Here is a 19,171-nt window from a genome sequence, read left to right as displayed (position 1 = left end):
TGCCGCCTGAAGGACTGGCGGCGCATCGCTACCCGCTACGACAAACTCGCAGCCGTCTTCGCCGCGACCGTCTACCTCGCCGCCGTCGTCACCTGGTGGACCTGATTGAGTCCGGAACCTAGAACTTGGCGTTCAGGCCCACGAAGAACTGCCGGCCCAGGATGTCGCCGTAGCTGCGGGTGGGGAACGACGGGTCCTCGTCCGTCAGGTTCGTGACGCCGGCGCGCACCGTGTAGCGGTCCAGGAAGGTGTAGGCCGCCGAGACGTTGTGCCGGATGTTCTCGTCGATGACCGGCGTCGGCGTCGACTCGATCGAGGCGTTCTGGGCCAGGGCCACCTTGTCCAGGTAGATCATCTGGTAGGTCAGGCGCAGCGGGCCGCGGCGGTAGCGGGCGTCGAAGGTCCCCACCCAGTCGGGCTGGGCCACCGTGTTGTCGGTCCGCGAACGGTCGAAGCCCGTGACCGAGGTCACCAGCTTGGACGTGTGGGTCAGCGACAGGTTCAGCTCCATGTCGCCGTAGTCGGCGTCGCCGAAGAAGCGGCCCACCGGGAAGACGTAGTTGATGTTGTAGGTCTCGCCCCGGTACGTGACCTTGCCCGCGTTGAACGTCGTCTGCCGCGCGGTGACCACGTTGCCGGCCGCGTCACGCGTGAAGGTCGCGCACACGTCCGCGGGCTGCGGCGAGGCGTCGAAGCAGGTCTCCAGGAAGTTGACCGGCGTGAACGGCGAAAGGCCGTCCTTCAGGTCCACCTCGATGCGGTCCGCCACGATGGTGAGGCCCGGGATGAACTCGGGCTGTAGCACCACCCCGTAGGTCAGGGTGTTGGAGATCTCGTTGTCGAGGTTCGGATTGCCGCCCGACGTCACCAGCGCCGTCGAGAAGTTCGACGACGAGTTCTGGAAGGTCGCGAGGGGCCCGTAGCCCGGGTTGGCCGCGAACAGCGCCACGCAGTTGGCCCGGCGCGTCGCCGGCGCCGGCCCGTTGGCGATGTAGCGGAAGTCGCACGGGTCCTGGCCCACGTTGCCCAGCGCCGTCCGCACCGGGGCGAACTGCTGGTCCAGCGTCGGCGCCCGGAAGTTGCGGCTGCGCGAGATCCGGGCCGTGAAGCCGGTCACGATCTCCCATCGGCCGCCGACGCCCCAGACGTCTTCCTTGCCCGCCAGCGAGTTGTCCACGTAGCGGTACGAGCCGTCCAGCTCGACCATCTTGGCGAACGGCAGGGTGAAGTCGCCGCCCAGCACGGGGATCAGCAGCTCGCCCGACAGCTCGTCGGTGTGGAAGCGTCCGCCGGTCGCCGCCTGCGGCACCTGCGAGCCGGTCAGCCCCAGCTGGTTGGCCGTCAGCGGCACGAACTTCGCCTTCTCGCGGCGGTGCTCGTAGGCCACGCTGAACTTCACCTTGCCCGCCGGCAGCTCGAGCACGTCGCCGCCCAGGGTCGCCAGGTAGTCGTCCTGGGTGTTGAGGTAGTCCTGGCCGACCAGCAGGTTGACGTAGTTGCGCGCCTCCTGGGTCACATTGCCCTGGCCGAACGGGTTGATGGGCGTGCAGTTCGGGTCGTTGTTGTTCGGGTTGGCGTCGGCGTTGATGCTGCAGACGATCTGGCCGGTGGCGGTACGCACGGCCTGCAGCGCGTTGTTGAAGCGCGTCTGCCAGACCGCGTAGCCGCGCTGGGCGCCGTCGGTCTCGGCGTGGCTGGCCGAGAGGCTCCAGTAGAAGTTGCGCTCGCCCAGGCTGAAGTCGCCGTCCAGGGCCAGCACCACGCGGGCCGTGTCCGTCTCGAGATTGCCCTCGCGCGAATAGAGGATGTCGCTCCACGCCTTGGACAGGAACAGCGGCGGGCCGCCCGGGGCCACCTGCGCGCGCACCGGATCCAGGAACGGGTTGCTCCGCGCGATCGGGATCGCCCCTGCGCCGCTGGCGGCGTTGTTGAGCACCGTGTTCGACTGCAGGTTCTGGTAGGGGTCGCGGCTGCGCACGTGCGCCCAGCCCACTTCCGCCGACAGGCGGATGTTGTCGGTGATGTCGTAGTGGCCCAGGAAGTTGGCGTTGAACCGCGTCACGCCGACGTACAGCGAGGCCAGTTCCTGGTAGGGCAGCCCGTCGCCGCCCGACGAGAACGGAATGCCGCCCGGCGTGCCGATGCTGTAGGGGACCAGCGCCGTGCCCGTGGCGTTGAACTGCTGCGGGACGCCGCCGATGGCCAGGATGAAGTTGGTGAGCGGCGCCGCGGCCGGCGAGAACAGCAGGCCGTTGTAGTTGAAGCTGGTGAAGCGCGAGTTCAGGTTCTCGCGCACCGCCGGGATGCCGTCCGAGCCGGACGTGTTGGCGGTGTTGGCCACCGTCACCCGGCCCAGGTTCGAGCGCGGCCGGTCGTAGTCGTAGAGCGGCCGCGTCTTGGAGTACTCCAGGTCCAGCGCCACATTGGCGCGCCCGCTCAACAGGTTCTTCCCGAACGTGCCGCGCAGGCTGGTCACCGGATAGTCGCCGCGGCTGGATTCCCCGTACTGGGCGTCCAGCTCGACGCCCTCGAAGTCGTCCCTCAGCACATAGTTGATCACGCCGGCGATGGCGTCCGAGCCGTAGACCGCCGCGCCGCCCGCCTGCACGACGTCGATGCGCTCGAGCAGGCCCGCGGGGATGATGTTGGTGTCCACCACCCGGTCGCCCTGGCCGGGCGCGTTGATGTTGAACTGCCCCGACGACGAGGTGACCATCCGGCGGCCGTTGACCAGGGTCAGCGTGCGGCCGGGGCCCAGGCCGAACAGGTTCGGATACTGCTGCCCGCTGCCGGCCGCCGAGCCGTTGCCGGCCGCCTGCGGGAACGATGGGATGTTGGAGGTGATCTGGTTCAGCGCCTGGCCGGGCTGGACGAAGCCGCGGTCGGTCAGGGTCTGGGCGTCGACGACGGCGACCGGCGCCGGCGTCTCGGTCTCGGCCCGACGGATGCGCGAGCCGGTGACGACCACCTCGCCCACCTCGGCGCCGTCTGGGGCGGCCTGGCCGAAGGCCGGCGCGGCCCCCATCAGCGCCAGGCCGGCCAGCACGGTCGAGCCCAGCATGCGCCTGCGAATGGAAAAGCCGCTCATCGTGATCCCCCGGTTTCGGCGGACCCCGGCGCAGAAGCTGCGCTTCCCGCATGTCTTCGGCCAAGGTCCTGCAAGGCCAGACCCTAGTTTCAGAGCCCCGGTTTTTCTTTTCGTTCTTCGGACCGTCACCGCGGCGACGCAGATTGATAATGCAGCCGCCTCGCCGGCCGCGAATGACCAATGCGCCCGGGTCGCACGCCGCGGCGAACGGTCCGCGCCTTGACTCGCGGCGACGGCGCATCCGCTATGCGCGAATGGCCCGGTTCAAAGACACAGCTATTCCCGCGGCGCTCGACGCCATCGACATCAAGATCCTGGACCTGATGCAGAAGGACGCCTCGCTCTCGACGGGCGAGCTGGCCGAGCGCGTGGGCCTGTCGCAGTCGCCGTGCTGGCGGCGCATCCAGCGGCTGCGCGAGGAAGGCTACATCAAGTCCGTGGTCGCGGTGGTCGACCACGAGAAGCTGGGCTTCAAGATGCAGATCTTCGCCCAGGTGAAGATGACCACCCTGACCGAGGCCGAACGCGCCAACTTCTACAAGGCGATCAACAGCATCCCCGAGATCCTCGAGTGCTGGACCGTGTTCGGCGAGATGGACGCCATGATGAAGATCCTGGCCCCCGACGTGACCTGGTACCAGGACTTCATCTTCTCGGTGCTGCTGAAGCTGCCGGGGGTGATCGACGTGCGCTCCATCGTCACGCTGTCGGCCCAGAAGAGCACGATGGCCGTGCCGCTGACCGCGCGGCAGTTCCGTTGACCGCTTGGATAAATCATCCAACGCCCCAAGGGGCCCCGGCCAAGTTCGAAAGGAAAATTCGCACCGCCGGCGCTAGCATCCGGGCAAGTCAGGGGCTCCGATGAAGTTCACCCGCAGAGCGCTCGTCGCGGCCGCAGCGGCGACCCCCGGCCTGGCCGCGGCCGCCCCGCCCGCCGCCCTGCCGGCGCGCTCGGCGTTCGCGAAGATGCCGTACGTCTACCTCGACAGCGGCTCGACCCATCCCATGCCGCTGGGCGCCAGGGCCGCGCTCGAGGAGTACCTCCGCTTCAAGACGCGCGACGGCCCCTGGACCGGCTACAGCATGGGGGCCAAGGAGACCGCGGTGCTCGCCGGCTTCGGCGCGCTCGTGGGCGCCGCGCCCGACGAGCTGGTGCAGATCCAGTCGACCACCATGGGCGAGAACCTGGTGCTGGCGGCCCTGGGCTTCCCGCAGGCCGGCGGGCGCATCGTCACCGACGCGCTGCATTTCTTCGGGTCCTTCTACACCTACGGCGAACTGGCCAAGGCCGGCGTCGACGTGGTCACCCTGCCGATGACGCCCGAGGGCCGCATCGACATGGCCGCCATGGCCGCGGCGGTGAACGACGGGACGAAGCTGGTCTCGGTCAGCCACGTCTCCACCACCAACGGCTTCGAGCACGACCTGAAGGCGGTCTGCGACCTCGCCCACGCCCACGGCGCCTACGTCTACGCCGACATCGTGCACGGCGCCGGCTCCACGCCGCTGGACCTGCGCGCCGCCGGCGTCGATTTCGCCGCCTGCTCGTCCTACAAGTGGCTGATGGGCGACTTCGGCCTGGCGTTCCTCTACGTGCGCCGGGAGATCCAGGAGAAGATCGCGCGGCCGTGGTGGGGCTATCACCAGGTGGGCGGCCGGTTCGTCACCCACGTCTTCCCCTTCGATCCGCCGGGCGAACGTGTCTCCGACTACAGCTACGCCGAGGGCGCCAGCGGCAAGTTCGCCATGGGCACCACCTCCTGGACCGGCGTGGTCCAGCTCGAGCACAGCCTGGCCTGGATCCGCCAGCTCGGCGTCGCCAACATCCAGGCGTACCGCCAGCCCATGGCCGACGCGATCCAGGCCGAGCTCCGCCGTCGGGGCTACCAGCCGATGACCCCGCTGGACAGCCGCACGCCGCTCGTCGCCTTCGCCCTGAAGGACGCCCGCGCCAAGCTCGCCGAGCGGCTCCAGAAGAACGACATCCGCATGACCGTCAGCGCCAACCGCTTCCGCGTCTCGCTCTCCGTGTTCAACGACATGAACGACGTCGACCGGCTGCTGGCCGTCCTGCCCAAGGCCCCGCCCGCATGACTCCCCTCCCCGAAGGGGTCAGGGACGTCGCGGCGCTGGCCGTCTCGGCTCTCCTGTGCGCCGCCCCGGCCCTCGCCCAGGCCCCGCCGCCGGCGCCGCCCGCCAACGCCGGGCCGTTCTCGATCCCGATGTCGCGGCCCACGGCGCCGGGGCCGGTCGAGCCCCTGCCCGCGCCGAAGCGCTTCGTCTCCAAGCGCGCCATCACCGTGAAGGGGCAGCGCATCGCCTACACGGCGATCGCCGGCGAGACCTGGCTCTACAACCGCGCCGCCGAGCCGATCGGCTCCATCTTCTCGTTCAGCTACCTCAAGGCCGGCCCGCCGGATCCCCGCCGCCCGGTGATGTTCGTCTTCAACGGCGGCCCCGGCTCGTCGTCGCTGTGGCTGCACATGGGCGTCGTCGGCCCTCGCCGCGTGGTGCTGGACCAGGAGGTGAACCCCTCAAATACCCCGCCCTTCGGCCTCGCCGACAACCCGCACAGCCTCCTCGACGTGGCGGACCTGGTCTTCATCGACCCCGTCGGGACCGGCTGGTCGCGGGTGATCGGCAAGGGGACCAACGCCGATTTCTGGGGCGTGGACGAGGACGCCGACGCCGTGGCCCAGTTCATCGAGCTCTGGCTGACCGAGCACCGGCGCTGGAACGCGCCCAAGTTCGTGATGGGCGAGAGCTACGGTTCGGTCCGCGCCGCCGTCCTGCCCCGGGCACTCATGGGTGGGCCGCTCTACGTGGGGTACATGCGCGGGATCACCCTGAACGGCGTCGTCCTGCTGGGCACGACCCTCGGCGCCCGCAACGCCTCGGGCGAAGCCGGCGCGGCCGAGATGCGCCAGGCCCTCGCCCTGCCCGCCTTGGCAGACACCGCGTGGCATCACGGGAAGATCGACCGCAGGGGTCGCAGCCTGGAGGACTTCCACCAGGAGGTCGTGGCCTTCGCCCGGGGCGACTACGTCCAGGCGCTTCAGAAGGACAAGGCGGGGCAGCTCGGCGCGGCCGACCGCGCCGCGATCGGCGCCCGCCTCGCCGCCTACACCGGCCTGCCCGCGTCCGCCTACGACAAGTCCCTGGTCGTGCCGGACGCCGAGTTCGCCCGCCGCCTGCTCGCCGACAGGGGCCTGCAAGTGGGCGTGTACGACAGCCGCTACACCCTGCCCCTCGCCGGTTCCGGCGCCGATCCGGTCGCCGACGACCCGGCGATGGGGCGCTACGTCCCAGGCTTCGTGGCCGCCTTCCACCAGATGGTCGCCGACGACCTCGGCGTCGTCATGGACCGGCCCTACGGCGCCATCGTCTGGCGCGACCTGCTGCCCGCCTGGAACTGGGAGCGCCGCGGCGTGCCGCCCGGCCAGTCCTTCGCCACCGACCTCGCCGTCGCCATGCGCCGGACCGAGAAGCTCCGCGTGCTCGTGGCGTCGGGCTACTACGACCTCTCCACCCACTCGGCTCCGGCCGAGTACGCCATCGAGCAGGCCGGACTGCCCAGGGACCGCGTCATGCTGCGCCGCTACGCCTCCGGCCACATGCTCTACCTCGGCGACACCGCCGGCGCCTTTGCCGACGATGTCCGGACCCTCATCCGCGACGCGACGCGGTAGGCCAGAGGCCCCCGCCCCCTTCCTTTCCCACGCAGTGGGAGAGGGGGACCGCACGCCGAGGCCGCAGGCCGTAGAGCGGGTGGTGGAGAGGGCGAGCCTCATCCACTGCGTTTGGTGCGCACGATCGATCCGCCGAGCCTGAGGCCTGCCCTCTCCCCCATCGGCTCTCCGCTGCGCTCGGCCGATGGCCCCCTCTCCCACTTCGTGGGAAAGGCAGGGTGTCCGCAAGGCCGTGGGCCGCGTGCCGCGACGCACCCCCGGGTCTCAGCAATCCTCCCCCTCTGGCTCCCGCGCGCCGCAGGCGCCGTTTGACCACGAACCACGTCCGGGCGTTCCATCGCACCCGGCCCGCACCAGCATGTTCGTGTGGTTCGTGGTTCCTTCTTTCTGGCGCGGCCGCGCCAGCCAACCCCTCAGCGCTTCGTCACGAAGTCCCGCACCGCCGCGTTGAAGCGCGCGAGGTTGGCGTCCCCGTCGTACACCCCGTGCGGCCCGGCGAAGTAGGCCGCCGTCAGCTGACCCGCCGGGACCCCGGCCTGGTCCAGCACGTAGCGCCCGGCGTAGGCCGGCGTCGTCAGATCGTAGTAGCCGGCCGCCCAGAACAGCCGCAGCCCCGGATTGGCCTGCATCGCCGCCCCCAGCGCCTCGTAGGGATTGCTGCGCCGCTCGTGGGTCCAGGCGGCGTTCACCGAGAAGTTCACGCCGTAGTACGGCTCCGTCGCCGGATACTTCAGCACCTCGGTCAGGTAGCGCCCCACCACGGGCGACGGCACCGGGCCGATGGCCTCCGGGCTGGGCGGCGGGCCGGCCGGCGCGCCCGCCGCCCGCTTCGGCACGACCCCCAGCGCCGGGTCGTCGATCGCCCCGTCCTGCCCGGGCTCCAGCGGCGCGGTCACCGTCACGTCCAGCAGGCCGGTCCGCAGCGCACGGTCCTTCAGGATGTTGAACATCCAGTCGTTCTTGGACAGCCGCAGGTTCTTTTCCTCGATCAGCGCGGCCGGCAGCCCCACCAGCGCCGATATCCTCTCCGCGATCCGGCGCTTCTCCGCCGCCGGCAGGCTTCCGCCCTGGATGAGGGCGGTCACGTACTCCGTCCTGGCGAACTGCACGGCCTCGGCGAACACCTGGTCCACCGTCCGCCCGGCCCGGTCGATCTTCTGGTGATGCCAGGCCCCCGCCGCCATGGTCGGCAACGCCACGACGTACGGCATCTCGCGACCCGGAACCTCGCCGGCCAGCGCGATCAGCAGCACGCCGTCGAACGGCAGGTCCTTCGACATCCCGACGATGGCGGCCGCCCGGGTCGTTCCATAGCTCTCGCCCGCGAGGAACCGCGGCGAACCCTCGCGCCCGTGCGCCTTCAGCCAGGCCTGGATCACGGTCTTCACCGCCTGGGCGTCGCCCGAGGTCGAATAGAACGGCTTGCCGTCCACGCCGGGCAGCGGCCGCGAGAACCCCGTGCCGACCGGGTCGACGAACACCAGGTCCACGGCGTCCAGCGGGCTGTGCGCATTGGCGACCCAGCCGCCTCCGCTGCGATCTCCAGGCGGCGCGGGCGTACGCCTGTAGGGTCCCAGCGCGCTCATGTGCAGGGGCGACGACGAGGCCCCCGGCCCGCCGTTGAACAGGAACATCACCGGCCGCCGGGCGCGGTCCTTCACGCCGTCGCGGACGTAGGCGATCGTGGTGGCCATGGCGGCCGGCCGGCCCTGCGCGTCGGCGAGCACCGTCTCGGCCACCGTGGCCGTGTAGCGCAGCGCCTGGCCGTTGAAGACGCCCTCGTGCCGGGTCACCGCCACCCGCGGCGCCGGAGCGTCCGCGGCCTGGGCGCCGCCCGCCGCCATGGCCGCCATGATCGCCAGCAGGCTCAGCGCGCCCGCACGCATCCCATGTCTCTCCATCCGCCTTCCCCGAAGCTCCCGGCGAAGCCTAGCGGCGACCGCCCGGATTTTCCTTTCGTTGTGCGCCGTCGCCGCGGCGACCGCGACGGCAGGCGCCTGCCGCGATCGACCGCCGAGCATGACTTATGCGCGGACGAACAGGCCCACGAATAGCGCCCGCCGTCGGCTGGCCGCTTCGGGGGCAAATCGCAAAGAAACTCCACCCGCCGCGGGTAAGCTGACAGGCGGCCGCGGGCGTGTCGTGCGGTGGGCGGGGGTTTTTCGTGACGTCAGGCCGTTCGACAGGCGCCGCCAGGGAGCAGGCGGAAGGCGGCGACGCCCTGTTCGATGCGGCCCGCTACGCGGACTGGGTCCGGGGAACGATGCGGGTCAAGGCGACGCGGCCCGAAGTGTCCCTGCTCTTCGAGAGCACCATCGCCGAGCCGACCGAGCTCCTCGTCCGCACCGTGCGCGAAGCCTTCGGCTCAGGCGTCACGTCGCGCTACGTCAGCGTCTTCGCGGACGGCAACCGCTTCGCCATCGACGCGGTCGCGCGCCGCTACGGGCTGGGCCCCGACCAGGTCCTGCCTACCACGGGTGCGACCGGCGCCCTCGCCCTGGCCTTGCGGGCGCTCGTCGCCAAGGACGATGACGTCCTGGTCGAGACCCCCGGCTTCGATCTCCTCGCGCGCCTGGCGGCCGAGGCCGGCGCGTCCGTGGGCTTCATCCGCCGCGGCGGGCCGGACTATGCGCTGGACCTCGACGATCTCGCCGCCCGCTTGACGCCCCGCACGCGGTTGGTGATCCTCACCAACCTGCACAATCCATCGGGCGCCTGGATGCCCCCCGAGGCCATCGCCGCGGCCGCCCGGCTCGTGGAGACGGTCGGCGGCGTCCTGATCGTCGACGAGGTCTACGCCGACTTCGCGAACGCGCCGCCGCCGGCCGCCAGCCTCGCCGCCAACATCGTCACCGTCTCGAGCCTGACCAAGGTGTTCGGCCTCTTCGCCCTCAAGTTCGGCTGGATGGCGGCGGACGCCGGGCTCCTCGCGCGCATCCGGTGCGCGGCTCCGGACGGGGACATGGGGGTCTCCAAGCTGTCCCACGCCGTGGCGGCCCACGTCCTGGAGCGGCCCGCGCCGTTCGAGGCGCACTGGCGGGGGATCCTGCAGGCCACCCGGCCCGTGGTCGCCGGCCACGCGGCGCCCCTCGTCGCCGAAGGCCTGCTGGCCGGCGACCTGCCGCCGCACGGCTGCATGTACTTTCCCGAGGTTCCTGGCGTGTCCGACACCCGCGCCCTCGCGCGCCGCCTGCTCGACGACTTCGACGTGCTGGTCGCCCCCGGCGAGTACTTCGGCGCGCCCGGCCATCTCCGGATCGGCTTCGGCGGGGACCCCGAGGCGGTGGACCGCGGCATGTCGCGCCTCGCCGCCGGCCTCCACAAGCTGGCTCGGAGGTAGGGGACGAGGGCCCTGAACTGGCATCGAGGGCGCGTTGCTGATGGAGGCAGGCCTATCCGGATGGGCTCGGACCGCGCATGACAAGGTCCCTCGCGTAATACGACCGTCCGGTCGGTTCGTTCCGACTCCCCTGGCGTGCACAACGCTCGTGTCACATGAGGAAGCGTGAGCCTCTTGCAGCCTCCTCAAGCCAGTGAAAGCGGCAACGGGTCGTCCGACCGCCGGCGCTTGAAAACCTGCTTCGACGGCAGAGCCGGCTTCGGCGACGCACAACCACCGCAACCGTGAGTCCAAGTCCAGAATCGGGTGCTGTTTGTCCTAGGCCCAGTGCGCTGCAGCCATCGCCAGCGAACCCCGCGGGCGCCAGTCTGCTCGGCCTGAGGGACGTGGGCGAAGGTGCGAACAGAGGTTGCCATCGTTGGCGCGGGCCCGGCGGGGCTGTTTCTGGCGCTACTGCTGGCGAAGGCCGGCGTGGCGTGCATCGTCTTGGAGCGGCGTGATCGAAGCTACGTTGAAGGCCGGGTACGGGCGGGGCTGCTCGAACCCGCTACCGTCGAACTGATGTCGCGGCTGGGTGTCGACGCCCGCCTCCGACGCGATGGGCTCGTCCATCGCACCACCATCTTCGGCGGCGACAGCGAGACGTTTGAGATCGACCTCTCTGGCCCGACGGGCGGCCGGGCGATGACAGTCTACGGCCAGCAGGCGGTGATGAGGGATCTCTTCGACGCCGCGGACTCGCGCGGCGTCTCGATCGAGTTCGACGCGCAGGATGTGGCGCTGCACGACCTGGACGCCGATGCGCCCGCGGTGAGCTGGCGAAAGGACGGCAGGTCGCACCGAGCCGAGTGCCGCCTGGTGGCGGGTTGCGACGGCTTCCACGGGGTGAGCCGCACGGCCATCCCGGCAAGGGCGCGGCGGATTTACGAGGCCGCGTACCCGTTCGCCTGGCTGGGCGTGCTCGCGGATGTACCGCCCTGCGCCGAGGCGCTCGTCTACGCCCGGCACACGCGGGGCTTCGCTCTGGCGAGCATGCGCTCCCCGACGCGCAGCCGCTACTACCTGCAGTGCCCCGCCGACACGAGGGTCCAGGACTGGTCGGAAACCGACTTCTGGGACGAAATCTGCCGACGGCTCGGACCACAGGCCGCGGCTGGCGTGACCAGGGGTCCCCCGCTTGAGATGTCCGTGACGCCGTTGCGCAGCTTCATGATGGAGCCGATGCGCTGGGGCCGGCTGCTGCTGGCCGGCGACGCGGCCCACATCGTGCCCCCCACCGGCGCCAAGGGCCTGAACTTGGCCGCCACGGATGCCGTCCACCTGGCGGAGGCCGCTGTGGAGTTCTGCCAAGACGGATCCACCAGCGTGCTCGACCGCTATTCCGCGAACGCTCTGCGACGGGCTTGGCGAGCCCAGCGATTCTCGACCTGGCTCACCCGCCTCACCCACCGCGCGCCCGGCGCCGACGCCTTCCAGGAGCGGCTCCAGGCCGAAGAATGGGCGCACCTTGCCGGATCGACGTCGGCTCAGGCGGACTTCGCAGAGAACTATCTCGGCCCGTCCCTTCCCTGACGCGCCGCTTGCGGCGGAGTGACGATCCGCCCAGCCTTCGGGCGCTGCGGGCTGCCTGGTTGGCCGGCGTTCCGAGCTACCCAGGCGCATGTCTTCGCCAGACGCCGGCCCTTCAACGAGAGACCAATGGATGGCCGCGCGCCCGTACGCCGCGCTGTTCCTTGGCATGGTCTCGATGGTGGTCGGCGCCGCCTTGGGAAAGCGCCTCTTCCCGCTCGTCGGCGCCGAAGGCGCGAGCGCGCTTCGAGTTGGCCTCTCGGCCCTCCTGCTCGCCCTGGTCTGGAGACCCTGGCGCTTTCGCCTCGCCCGCAGCGATCTGGTCAGGGTCCTCCTCTACGGCGGCGTGACGGGCGCCATGAACCTCTGCTTCTACCTCTCCCTCAGAACGGTCCCGCTCGGGCTTGCCCTGGCCATCGAGTTCCTGGGTCCCCTGACGCTCGCACTGCTTCTTGCGCGACGGCCGGCCCACGTCGCGTGGGTCGCTCTGGCCGCGGCGGGTCTCGCCGGAGTGCTCCCGCTGGGGGGCAGCGCACCCTCGACGCTTGATCCCGGTGGGCTGGCGCTCGCCGCGGCTGCAGGCGCCTTCTGGGCGCTGTACATCGTGTTGGGGCGACGCCTTGCCCATGTACATTCAGGCGCCGCGGTCGCGCTCGGGATGACCGTGGCCGCGCTGATCGTAACGCCTGTCGGCGTCGCGCACGCCGGGGCCGGCTTGCTGCATCCCGGCGTGCTGGCTCTGGGACTGCTGGTGGCGGCCGCTTCGAGCGCCCTGCCGTACTCCATGGAGATGTACGCGCTGCGCCACGTACCTCCACGCACGTTCGGCGTCGCGCTCAGCCTGGAGCCCGTGCTCGGCGCCCTGGCGGGCTACGTTCTCCTGGCCGAGCGACTAAGCCTCTTGCAGGGCGTCGCCATCCTGGCGGTCGTCGGCGCTTCCATCGGCGCGGTGTTGACGCAGGACCAGCCGCGCGCCCTCCCCGTGGACTGACGGCTCACGTCGGCTGGAGCCGCACCAGCATCTTGCCGATGTTGACGCCGGCCAACATGTCCAGGAACGCGTCCGCCGCACGCTCGAGGCCATCGTACACCGTCTGCCGCGCAACCACGGCGCCGTCCGCAAGCCAGGCGCTCATGTCCGCCTCGAACGCAGATTGCAGGTGCGGAAAGTAGCCTACGAAGCCCTCGATGCGCACGCGCTTGTAGATGATCTGAGACAGCCCTTTGACGCCCAGGTCCGCACCCGGACCATGGGTGGAGATCATGCCGCAGACCGGAATTCGGCCGCCTGGCCGCATATGTCCGAGCACCGCCTCGAGGTGGGATCCCCCCACGTTGTCGAAGTAGATGTCGACGCCATCGGGCGCTGCGGCGGCCAGGGCCGGGCCGAGCGGGCCCTCGCGGTAGTTGATGACCGCGTCGAGGCCGATCTCCTTGAGCCACGCAGCTTTGTCGTCGCGCCCAGTGGCGCCGATGACGCGGCAGCCCTTCAGCCGCGCGATCTGCGCCGCGAGGGAGCCGACGGCTCCCGCTGCGCTCGAAACGAACACTGTTTCGCCTGCGACCGGACGCCCGATGTCGAGCAGCCCGCCGTACGCCGTCATCCCGGTTATGCCCAGCGCATGCAGATAGACTTCGAGAGGTTTCGCCGGGTCGGCGTTGAGATGCATCAGGCGCTCGGCCGGGACGGCGAACACGTCACGGAACCCGGCGAAATGACGCACGAGATCTCCCGGCGCGAAATCGGGGTGCCGCGACTCCAACACCCGCCCGATACCCCCGCCGAAGAGCGCTTCGCCGAGCGCCTGCTCCCCGTTCAGGCGGCCACGCATGTACGGGTCGACCGAGAGGATGAGGCCTTCCGCCAGCACCTCTCCGTCCCCGGGCTCAGGCAAGGCGGCCTCGACGAGGGCAAAGTCGTCGCGGCAGGGCGCCCCGTTCGGTCGGCGCACGAGATGGACTTCACGGTGGACAGGCATGAGCGGCTCCTGACGCGAGGTGGCGAGCAGATTGGTTCAGGCCGAGCCAAGGGCGGTTCGGGCCGCCTGCGCCAGGTGCGCGGCTCCAGCGCGCAGGAAGCCGTGGTCGGACCCGAGCAGGAAGAAGCTCGCACCCGCGGCGCTCCATGTCGGCAATTCGCCGAGGTCCGGCGTGTACATCCCAGCTGCGCACCCGTTCGCCAGGCTGCGCCGGACAATGTCGCCGACGGCGTCGATGACCGCGGCGGCGTGAACGTCATGACCGCCGAGCGAGACGGTCAGGTCTGTGCGGCCCACAAAGACTGCGTCGACGTCGTCGGTCGCGGCGATGGCGTCCACATGGGGGAGGCTCTCGGTATCTTCGATCTGCACGATCACGCTCGTCTCGGCCCTGGCGTCCGCGAGCCGGTCGGCGATGCTGGACGCCCGGTAGCCCGCCGCACGTCCCCCGCCCACGTAACCGCGCCCGCCGGGGCCGTAGTGGGCGGCCATGGCTGCCGCCCGCGCCTGCTCCGGGGACCGGACGTGGGGTATCACGACGCCGGCAGCTCCCGCATCGAGCGCGGCGAGGATCTCCGCCGGTGCGCCGGAGGCGGTTCGCACGAGGGCCGCAATGCCGGCGGCCCGGGCAGCGAGACAACCCAGGTCGAGCTCACGACGGGTCCAGGGCCCATGCTCGGCGTCCAGACAGACACAGTCCAGGCCCCCGGCCGCCGCCAGTTCGACGGCATGCGGATGCGGCAGCTGCAGGAAGCAGCCCACGAGTGGCGCGCGCGCCCGCAGGCGCTGCTTGAAGTCGGCATGCAGGCTCATCGGCAGCCCTCCCGGAGCGGGTGTAGCAGCCCGGTCGGGACCCGGGGGCCGTTGACGCCACGCGGTGCGAAACGTCCGCAAGTTCGGGCGATACGAACGCACAGCTCGGCTCAGCGCGCCGATAGCCTGCGGCTCAGCCTGAGGGGCGGGAGGACGGCGTGGCGTACGGTGAGGAGATCCTGTCGGCCTATCTGGCCGCCACGCCGGGTTCGGCAGCGCTGGCCGGTCGGGCGCGCGCCGCCATCGCCGGCGGGGTCGTCACCGACACCCGCATCTTCCCGCCGTACGGCATCTACGTCTCGCGCGCCCAGGGCGTCCACAAGTGGGACGTGGACGGCAACGCCTATCTGGATCTGTTCGGCGGGCACGGCGCCAACATGCTCGGGCATGCCCACCCCGTGATGGTGGAAGCCGTCCAGACCGCCGTCGCGAGGGGGGTTCAGTACGCCGCCAACCATCCCCTGGAGGTGGAACTCGCAGAACGCGTACGGCGTCTCGTCGCGAGTGCGGAGCGGGTTCGCTTCACGGGTTCGGGCACCGAGGCGACCATGCTGGCGCTGCGACTGGCGCGCGCCGTGACGGGACGAACGCGAGTCGTGCGGGTCGCCTCGCACTATCACGGTTGGCACGATGCGGCGGCGTCGGGCTATGCCGACGGCTTCGACGGCGCACCCGCACCCGGCGTGCTGCCCGCCGTCGCCGCCGCGACGGACCTCCTGCGGCCAGGAGACCATGCCGCACTTCAAGACCTGGTGGCGAGCCGCGGCCATGAGATCGCAGCGTTCATATGTGAGCCCGTGGGTGCGCACTTCGGGGTCACCCCGACGTCACCGGACTTCCTCCGTGCACTCCAGGACGCGGCGCGCGCCAGCGGGGCGCTCTTCATCCTCGACGAGGTGCTCTCGGGTTTTCGCGTGGATCTCGGAGGCGCTCAGGCCGTCTACGGCCTGGAGCCGGATCTGACCACCCTGGCAAAGGTGCTGTGCGGTGGGCTGCCGGGCGGCGCGGTCGTCGGGCGCTCGGCCGCCATGTCACCGCTGGAGGCGGATCCGGTGCGCCGGGGCGAGCGGCCGCGTGTCCTCCATCAAGGCACCTTCACCGCGAACCCTGTCTCGATGGCGAGCGGTCTGGCCGTTCTCGCTGAGCTTGAGCGCATCGACGGATGCGCCCGCGCCAGCCGCCTGGGAGCGTTGGCGCGGGAGCGCCTCAACGCTTTGTCCCACGACCTGCAGCTCCCGTTCGCATGGTACGGCGCGTTCTCGATCTTCCATCTGCATGTTCGCCGCGACGGCGGCGTGGGGCTCGCGGGTCTCGACCTCGAAGCCTTGCCGATCGAAACCCTTCTCACTGCGCCTCAGCCCCTCCTGCAGCGGCTTCGAATGGCGCTGAACCTCGAAGGCATCGACGTGAACACCCGCTGCAGCGGCCTCTTCAGCGCCGTGCACGACGAAAGCCATGTCGACACCCTCATCCACGGGATGGCGTCCGCAGCCCGGCGTCTGAGGGCCGCAAGCCTCATCTGACCGCCGGCGCGAAGTGTCAGCCGTCGCCCAGCCGCAGCACGACCACGGCGGATCGCCGCTCGCTGCGTAGCGTCGCCAGCGCCGCATCGAACGCCGGTCCCACATCTCGTTGCTCGGCCACGGTCCAGCTCGCAGCACCGCCCGCGGCGGCTGCGATGGCCCCGTAATCGGGGGCGGGCGCAAACCCGAGATCGAGGTCCTTCGCGCGGCTGGCGAACCCGTCCGGGTGGACCGCGAGGGTCGAGTGGCGAGGGGCGCGCCACCCGCCGTTGTCCAGGACCACCTGGAGGAACGGTAGCGCGTATCGCCGCGCCATCCAGTGCACCACCGAGGGGACCGAGAAGAGATACGAACCGTCGCCGCAGACGGCGACCACCTCGCGGGTCGGCGCCGCGAGCTTGGCTCCGAGGGCGGCGCCGCCGTGCCACCCCAGGGATCCGCCGCCGCTGGCGAACACCGTGCCTGGCGCTGCGGCCAGGTGATCGAAGACCGCGCCGTAGTTGGTGATTGCCTCGTTCATCACGATCGCGTCCGGCGCCAGACGCGCCGCGAGTTCGACCATCGCATTGTCTACCGTGACGGCGCCGGTCGGCGCAGCAGCGGCCGCGAGCGCAGCTCGGCGCTCAGCGCATGATGCCTCGAGCCGGGCTCGACGACGGGCTCGACGCCGCGGATCGCCGGGCAGCGCCGCCAGGGCGTCCGACAGCTGTTCGAGGAAGGTCGCAGCGTCCACGCGCCAGGCCTGCTCCACCGGCACGCCCCAAAGGGGCATCTGTTGTTTCAAGGGATCGACATCCGCGTGAAACACTCTGGCTCCGGCTCGTGGGCGGTTCACGGCAGGGATCCACGGCACGTCGCTGTCGAGCACGAGGATCACGTCCGCCTCCCGCAGATGCGGGTTCTGACGAGGCTCGTTCCACTGCGCGCCCAGATAGACGTGTGACTGGTGCGTGCAGTTGGTGCGCGAGGGCGCGGAATCCAGGACGCCGACGCCGAAGCTCGCGCACAGCCGCTCAAGCCGTTCCGCCGCCGCTGGGTTGCGCCCGACGTACGATGTGACGACGAGCGGGCGCTCGGCGCCGTCCAGGGCCTCGGCAAGACGTCGGACGTCGCCGTCGGGCGCGCCGGCCGGCGACAGCCGCGTCCATACAGCCGCTTCCTCCTCGCCGTCGATCTCGCCTTCCAGGACCTCGCGGGCAGCGGTCAGGTAGACCGGTCCCGACGGGTCGCTGTTCGCAAAGCGGAGCGCGCGGGCGATCATCGCACGCATCACGAGCGGATCTCGCACTTCGCCGTCGAACCGGACGTATCCTCGCAGGAGACCTCGCTGATCGTGTGAGTCCTGGATCCAGTGGATGAACTCGTTCCGACCACCCTTCAGTCCCGCTGTCTGGCTGTAGGGGGAAAGACCAGCGATGATGAGGACGGGTGCGCGCCCTCGGTCTGCATTGTGCACCGCCCCTGCGAGGGCCTGGGTTCCGCAGTCCACATGCACCAGCACGGCCTGCGCCCGGCGGCTGATCGCCGCGTGGCCGTGGGCCGCGCTGAGCGCCACCATCTCGTTCGGACAGGTGACCACCCGCGGGACCGCCCTCCCCTCTGCGCGCGCAGCGGCGATCGCTTCGAGCAACCCCGCGTGATCACTGCCCCAGTTGGCGAAAATCACCTCGACGCCTGCCTCCAGCAGGCTGTCGATGAGCCGGGCCGCGCCGGAGGTCATGGCGTTCCGGCCGGCGCCGGCAGCCTCGCCGGCGGCGCGTACGACCGTCGATGCGCGAGCGCCGGGATGGCTCTACGGGCGCGATCGACCTCGTCCAGATCGAGGTCTGCGGTCAGGACGCCTGTCTCGTCGTCCGCCATTGCGGCAATGACCCGGCCCCACGGATCGACAACCATGGAACGTCCCCAGGTCTCCTGCCCGCCGGCGTGCCGCCCGCCCTGCGCCGGAGCCAGCACGAAGGTGCCGGTCTCAATGGCTCGGGCCCGCAGCAGGACCTCCCAGTGAGCCGCGCCAGTCGGCCGCGTGAACGCCGCGGGGACCGCAATCATGCACGCGCCCCCGAGGGCCAGGTCGCGATGCAGCTCGGGGAAACGCAGATCGTAGCAGATGGTGAGGCCCACGCCGCCCCAGGGCGTCGCCGCGACCACCGCTTGGCCGCCGCTCGCCAGCCGCTCGGACTCCCGATGCGCCCGTCCTGGCAGATCGGCGTCGAAAAGATGGATCTTGTCATAGTGCGCATGCACGGCGCCGTCGGGGCCGATCAGCAGGCTGCGATTGGCCGGTCGTCCTGCGGGGCCGCGAACCACCGCTGAGCCGATTAGGATCCACAGGCCACGCGCGGCCGCGAACGACCGTACGTAGCCCACCAGCGGATCATCGATGTCATCGACCACCTGCCGCGAGAGGGTCAGGGGATCGGACTGCATGAGATTGGAATACTCCGGAGTCAGCACCAGCTGCGCTCCAGAGCCGGCGGCGGCGTCGAGACAGGGCTGAAGGTGCTCCAGGCTCGCACCCGGTTCATCAGGCGTGCGAAGCTGCAACAGCGCCACCCGCAAGCTGCCGTTCATGCAACGACCTCGACGACGGCATCGGCCTCGACCGCATAGCCGCTGGGCAGCCGATACACCCCCACTGTCGTGCGGGCGTGCCGCCCTGCGGCTCCGAAGACATCCACGAAGAGATCGGAGCAGCCGTTCATCACGGCGGCCAGCGGCTCCAGTCCCGGGGCCGCCTGGATGAAGCCGTTCAGCTTCACCACCTGCACCACTCGGTCGAGATCGCCGGCGCAGGCGTCGCGCAACTGCGCAATGAGATTGAGCCCGCACAGCCGCGCCGCCCGGGTCCCGGCCTCGAGGGAGACATCGCCACCGACCTCGCCTCGGATCACCTCCTCGCCAAGCCGCGACACCTGGCCGGATAGGAAAAGCAACCTCCCGGAGAACACGAACGGCGCGTAGTTGGCGGCGGGCGCCGACGGCGGCGGAAGAACGATGCCGAGTTCGTCGAGGCGCTTGTCGATGCGGCCTGCAGGCGAAGACGCAACCATGCGGTGACTCCTTGCTGTGGAAGCGGGATGGACCGCATCGCGCGCCGGCGGAAGCCGGCAGCCGGCGGAAGAGGCGCGCGCCCGTCTCTTCGTGACAGATGGCCCGGCCGGGCCAGCCGA

At 70.5% G+C, this 19,171-nt stretch carries 14 protein-coding genes and 1 pseudogene; 8 read left to right on the top strand and 7 right to left on the bottom strand.

Going from position 1 to position 19,171, the window contains the following annotated elements; genetic code table 11:
• Positions 1-105, top strand: a pseudogene (locus AC2D8W_RS21115) (IS5/IS1182 family transposase); the annotation flags it as partial.
• Between the two features lie 13 nt (positions 106-118).
• Here AC2D8W_RS21115 and AC2D8W_RS21110 read toward each other — a convergent pair.
• Complete coding sequence (locus AC2D8W_RS21110) at positions 119-3,088, bottom strand: TonB-dependent receptor domain-containing protein (RefSeq protein ID WP_484673189.1); 2,970 nt, start codon at positions 3,086-3,088, stop codon at positions 119-121.
• 254 nt (positions 3,089-3,342) lie between these two features.
• Between AC2D8W_RS21110 and AC2D8W_RS21105 the strand changes: the two genes are divergently transcribed.
• The 3 genes from AC2D8W_RS21105 to AC2D8W_RS21095 all read left to right on the top strand — a co-directional run bounded on the left by AC2D8W_RS21105 (position 3,343) and on the right by AC2D8W_RS21095 (position 6,777).
• Positions 3,343-3,849: an Lrp/AsnC family transcriptional regulator gene (locus AC2D8W_RS21105; protein ID WP_293480266.1), complete on the top strand. Its 507-nt coding sequence runs from the start codon at positions 3,343-3,345 to the stop codon at positions 3,847-3,849.
• 100 nt (positions 3,850-3,949) lie between these two features.
• Complete coding sequence (locus AC2D8W_RS21100; RefSeq protein ID WP_484673188.1) at positions 3,950-5,182, top strand: aminotransferase class V-fold PLP-dependent enzyme; 1,233 nt, start codon at positions 3,950-3,952, stop codon at positions 5,180-5,182.
• Positions 5,179-6,777, top strand: coding sequence for a S10 family peptidase (locus AC2D8W_RS21095; RefSeq protein WP_484673187.1), 1,599 nt, complete (start codon positions 5,179-5,181; stop codon positions 6,775-6,777). Before AC2D8W_RS21100 ends, AC2D8W_RS21095 begins: the two co-directional genes overlap by 4 nt.
• 413 nt (positions 6,778-7,190) lie before the next feature.
• On the opposite strand, the gene AC2D8W_RS21090 is transcribed toward AC2D8W_RS21095, so the two are convergent.
• Positions 7,191-8,663, bottom strand: a complete 1,473-nt coding sequence (locus AC2D8W_RS21090) for a S10 family serine carboxypeptidase-like protein (RefSeq protein ID WP_484673186.1) — start codon at positions 8,661-8,663, stop codon at positions 7,191-7,193.
• 278 nt (positions 8,664-8,941) lie between these two features.
• Between AC2D8W_RS21090 and AC2D8W_RS21085 the strand changes: the two genes are divergently transcribed.
• The 3 genes from AC2D8W_RS21085 to AC2D8W_RS21075 all read left to right on the top strand — a co-directional run bounded on the left by AC2D8W_RS21085 (position 8,942) and on the right by AC2D8W_RS21075 (position 12,677).
• Positions 8,942-10,117, top strand: coding sequence for a pyridoxal phosphate-dependent aminotransferase (locus AC2D8W_RS21085; RefSeq protein ID WP_484673185.1), 1,176 nt, complete (start codon positions 8,942-8,944; stop codon positions 10,115-10,117).
• Positions 10,118-10,513: 396 nt separating this feature from the next.
• Positions 10,514-11,689, top strand: a complete 1,176-nt coding sequence (locus AC2D8W_RS21080) for a 4-hydroxybenzoate 3-monooxygenase (protein ID WP_484673184.1) — start codon at positions 10,514-10,516, stop codon at positions 11,687-11,689.
• A 130-nt stretch (positions 11,690-11,819) separates the two neighbouring features.
• Positions 11,820-12,677 (top strand): EamA family transporter, encoded by an 858-nt coding sequence (locus tag AC2D8W_RS21075; protein WP_484673183.1) that lies wholly within the window; start codon positions 11,820-11,822, stop codon positions 12,675-12,677.
• Between the two features lie 4 nt (positions 12,678-12,681).
• Here AC2D8W_RS21075 and AC2D8W_RS21070 read toward each other — a convergent pair whose 3' ends face one another.
• Positions 12,682-13,665 (bottom strand): NADP-dependent oxidoreductase, encoded by a 984-nt coding sequence (locus AC2D8W_RS21070; protein ID WP_484673182.1) that lies wholly within the window; start codon positions 13,663-13,665, stop codon positions 12,682-12,684.
• 36 nt (positions 13,666-13,701) lie between these two features.
• Positions 13,702-14,478 (bottom strand): HpcH/HpaI aldolase family protein, encoded by a 777-nt coding sequence (locus AC2D8W_RS21065; RefSeq protein WP_484673181.1) that lies wholly within the window; start codon positions 14,476-14,478, stop codon positions 13,702-13,704.
• 158 nt (positions 14,479-14,636) lie between these two features.
• On the opposite strand from AC2D8W_RS21065, the gene AC2D8W_RS21060 reads away from it, so the two are divergent.
• Positions 14,637-16,001: an aspartate aminotransferase family protein gene (locus AC2D8W_RS21060; protein ID WP_484673180.1), complete on the top strand. Its 1,365-nt coding sequence runs from the start codon at positions 14,637-14,639 to the stop codon at positions 15,999-16,001.
• A gap of 16 nt (positions 16,002-16,017) precedes the next feature.
• Here AC2D8W_RS21060 and AC2D8W_RS21055 read toward each other — a convergent pair whose 3' ends face one another.
• The 3 genes from AC2D8W_RS21055 to AC2D8W_RS21045 are packed head-to-tail and all read right to left on the bottom strand — an operon-like array spanning position 16,018 to position 19,051.
• Positions 16,018-17,721, bottom strand: coding sequence for a thiamine pyrophosphate-requiring protein (locus AC2D8W_RS21055; protein ID WP_484673179.1), 1,704 nt, complete (start codon positions 17,719-17,721; stop codon positions 16,018-16,020).
• The gene (locus tag AC2D8W_RS21050; RefSeq protein WP_484673178.1) at positions 17,718-18,572 is read right to left on the bottom strand and encodes a carbon-nitrogen hydrolase family protein; all 855 of its coding nucleotides are present in this window, start codon (positions 18,570-18,572) and stop codon (positions 17,718-17,720) included. Before AC2D8W_RS21050 ends, AC2D8W_RS21055 begins: the two co-directional genes overlap by 4 nt.
• Complete coding sequence (locus AC2D8W_RS21045; protein WP_484673177.1) at positions 18,569-19,051, bottom strand: RidA family protein; 483 nt, start codon at positions 19,049-19,051, stop codon at positions 18,569-18,571. Before AC2D8W_RS21045 ends, AC2D8W_RS21050 begins: the two co-directional genes overlap by 4 nt.
• Positions 19,052-19,171: the final 120 nt, after the last annotated feature.

Source organism: Phenylobacterium sp. T106 (assembly GCF_057219735.1).
The sequence above is the reverse complement of the archived record's forward strand: the minus strand, read 5'-3'. Positions and strand labels throughout refer to the sequence as shown.

Excerpts from the sequence above, each read along its gene's own strand:
- AC2D8W_RS21075 (WP_484673183.1), top strand. The coding sequence starts at position 11,820 with ATGGCCGCGCGCCCGTACGCCGCGCTGTTCCTTGGCATGGTCTCGATG.
- AC2D8W_RS21090 (WP_484673186.1), bottom strand. The coding sequence starts at position 8,663 with ATGCGTGCGGGCGCGCTGAGCCTGCTGGCGATCATGGCGGCCATGGCG.
- AC2D8W_RS21105 (WP_293480266.1), top strand. The coding sequence starts at position 3,343 with ATGGCCCGGTTCAAAGACACAGCTATTCCCGCGGCGCTCGACGCCATC.
- AC2D8W_RS21110 (WP_484673189.1), bottom strand. The coding sequence starts at position 3,088 with ATGAGCGGCTTTTCCATTCGCAGGCGCATGCTGGGCTCGACCGTGCTG.
- AC2D8W_RS21050 (WP_484673178.1), bottom strand. The coding sequence starts at position 18,572 with ATGAACGGCAGCTTGCGGGTGGCGCTGTTGCAGCTTCGCACGCCTGAT.
- AC2D8W_RS21045 (WP_484673177.1), bottom strand. The coding sequence starts at position 19,051 with ATGGTTGCGTCTTCGCCTGCAGGCCGCATCGACAAGCGCCTCGACGAA.
- AC2D8W_RS21095 (WP_484673187.1), top strand. The coding sequence starts at position 5,179 with ATGACTCCCCTCCCCGAAGGGGTCAGGGACGTCGCGGCGCTGGCCGTC.
- AC2D8W_RS21070 (WP_484673182.1), bottom strand. The coding sequence starts at position 13,665 with ATGCCTGTCCACCGTGAAGTCCATCTCGTGCGCCGACCGAACGGGGCG.
- AC2D8W_RS21100 (WP_484673188.1), top strand. The coding sequence starts at position 3,950 with ATGAAGTTCACCCGCAGAGCGCTCGTCGCGGCCGCAGCGGCGACCCCC.
- AC2D8W_RS21065 (WP_484673181.1), bottom strand. The coding sequence starts at position 14,478 with ATGAGCCTGCATGCCGACTTCAAGCAGCGCCTGCGGGCGCGCGCGCCA.
- AC2D8W_RS21055 (WP_484673179.1), bottom strand. The coding sequence starts at position 17,721 with ATGACCTCCGGCGCGGCCCGGCTCATCGACAGCCTGCTGGAGGCAGGC.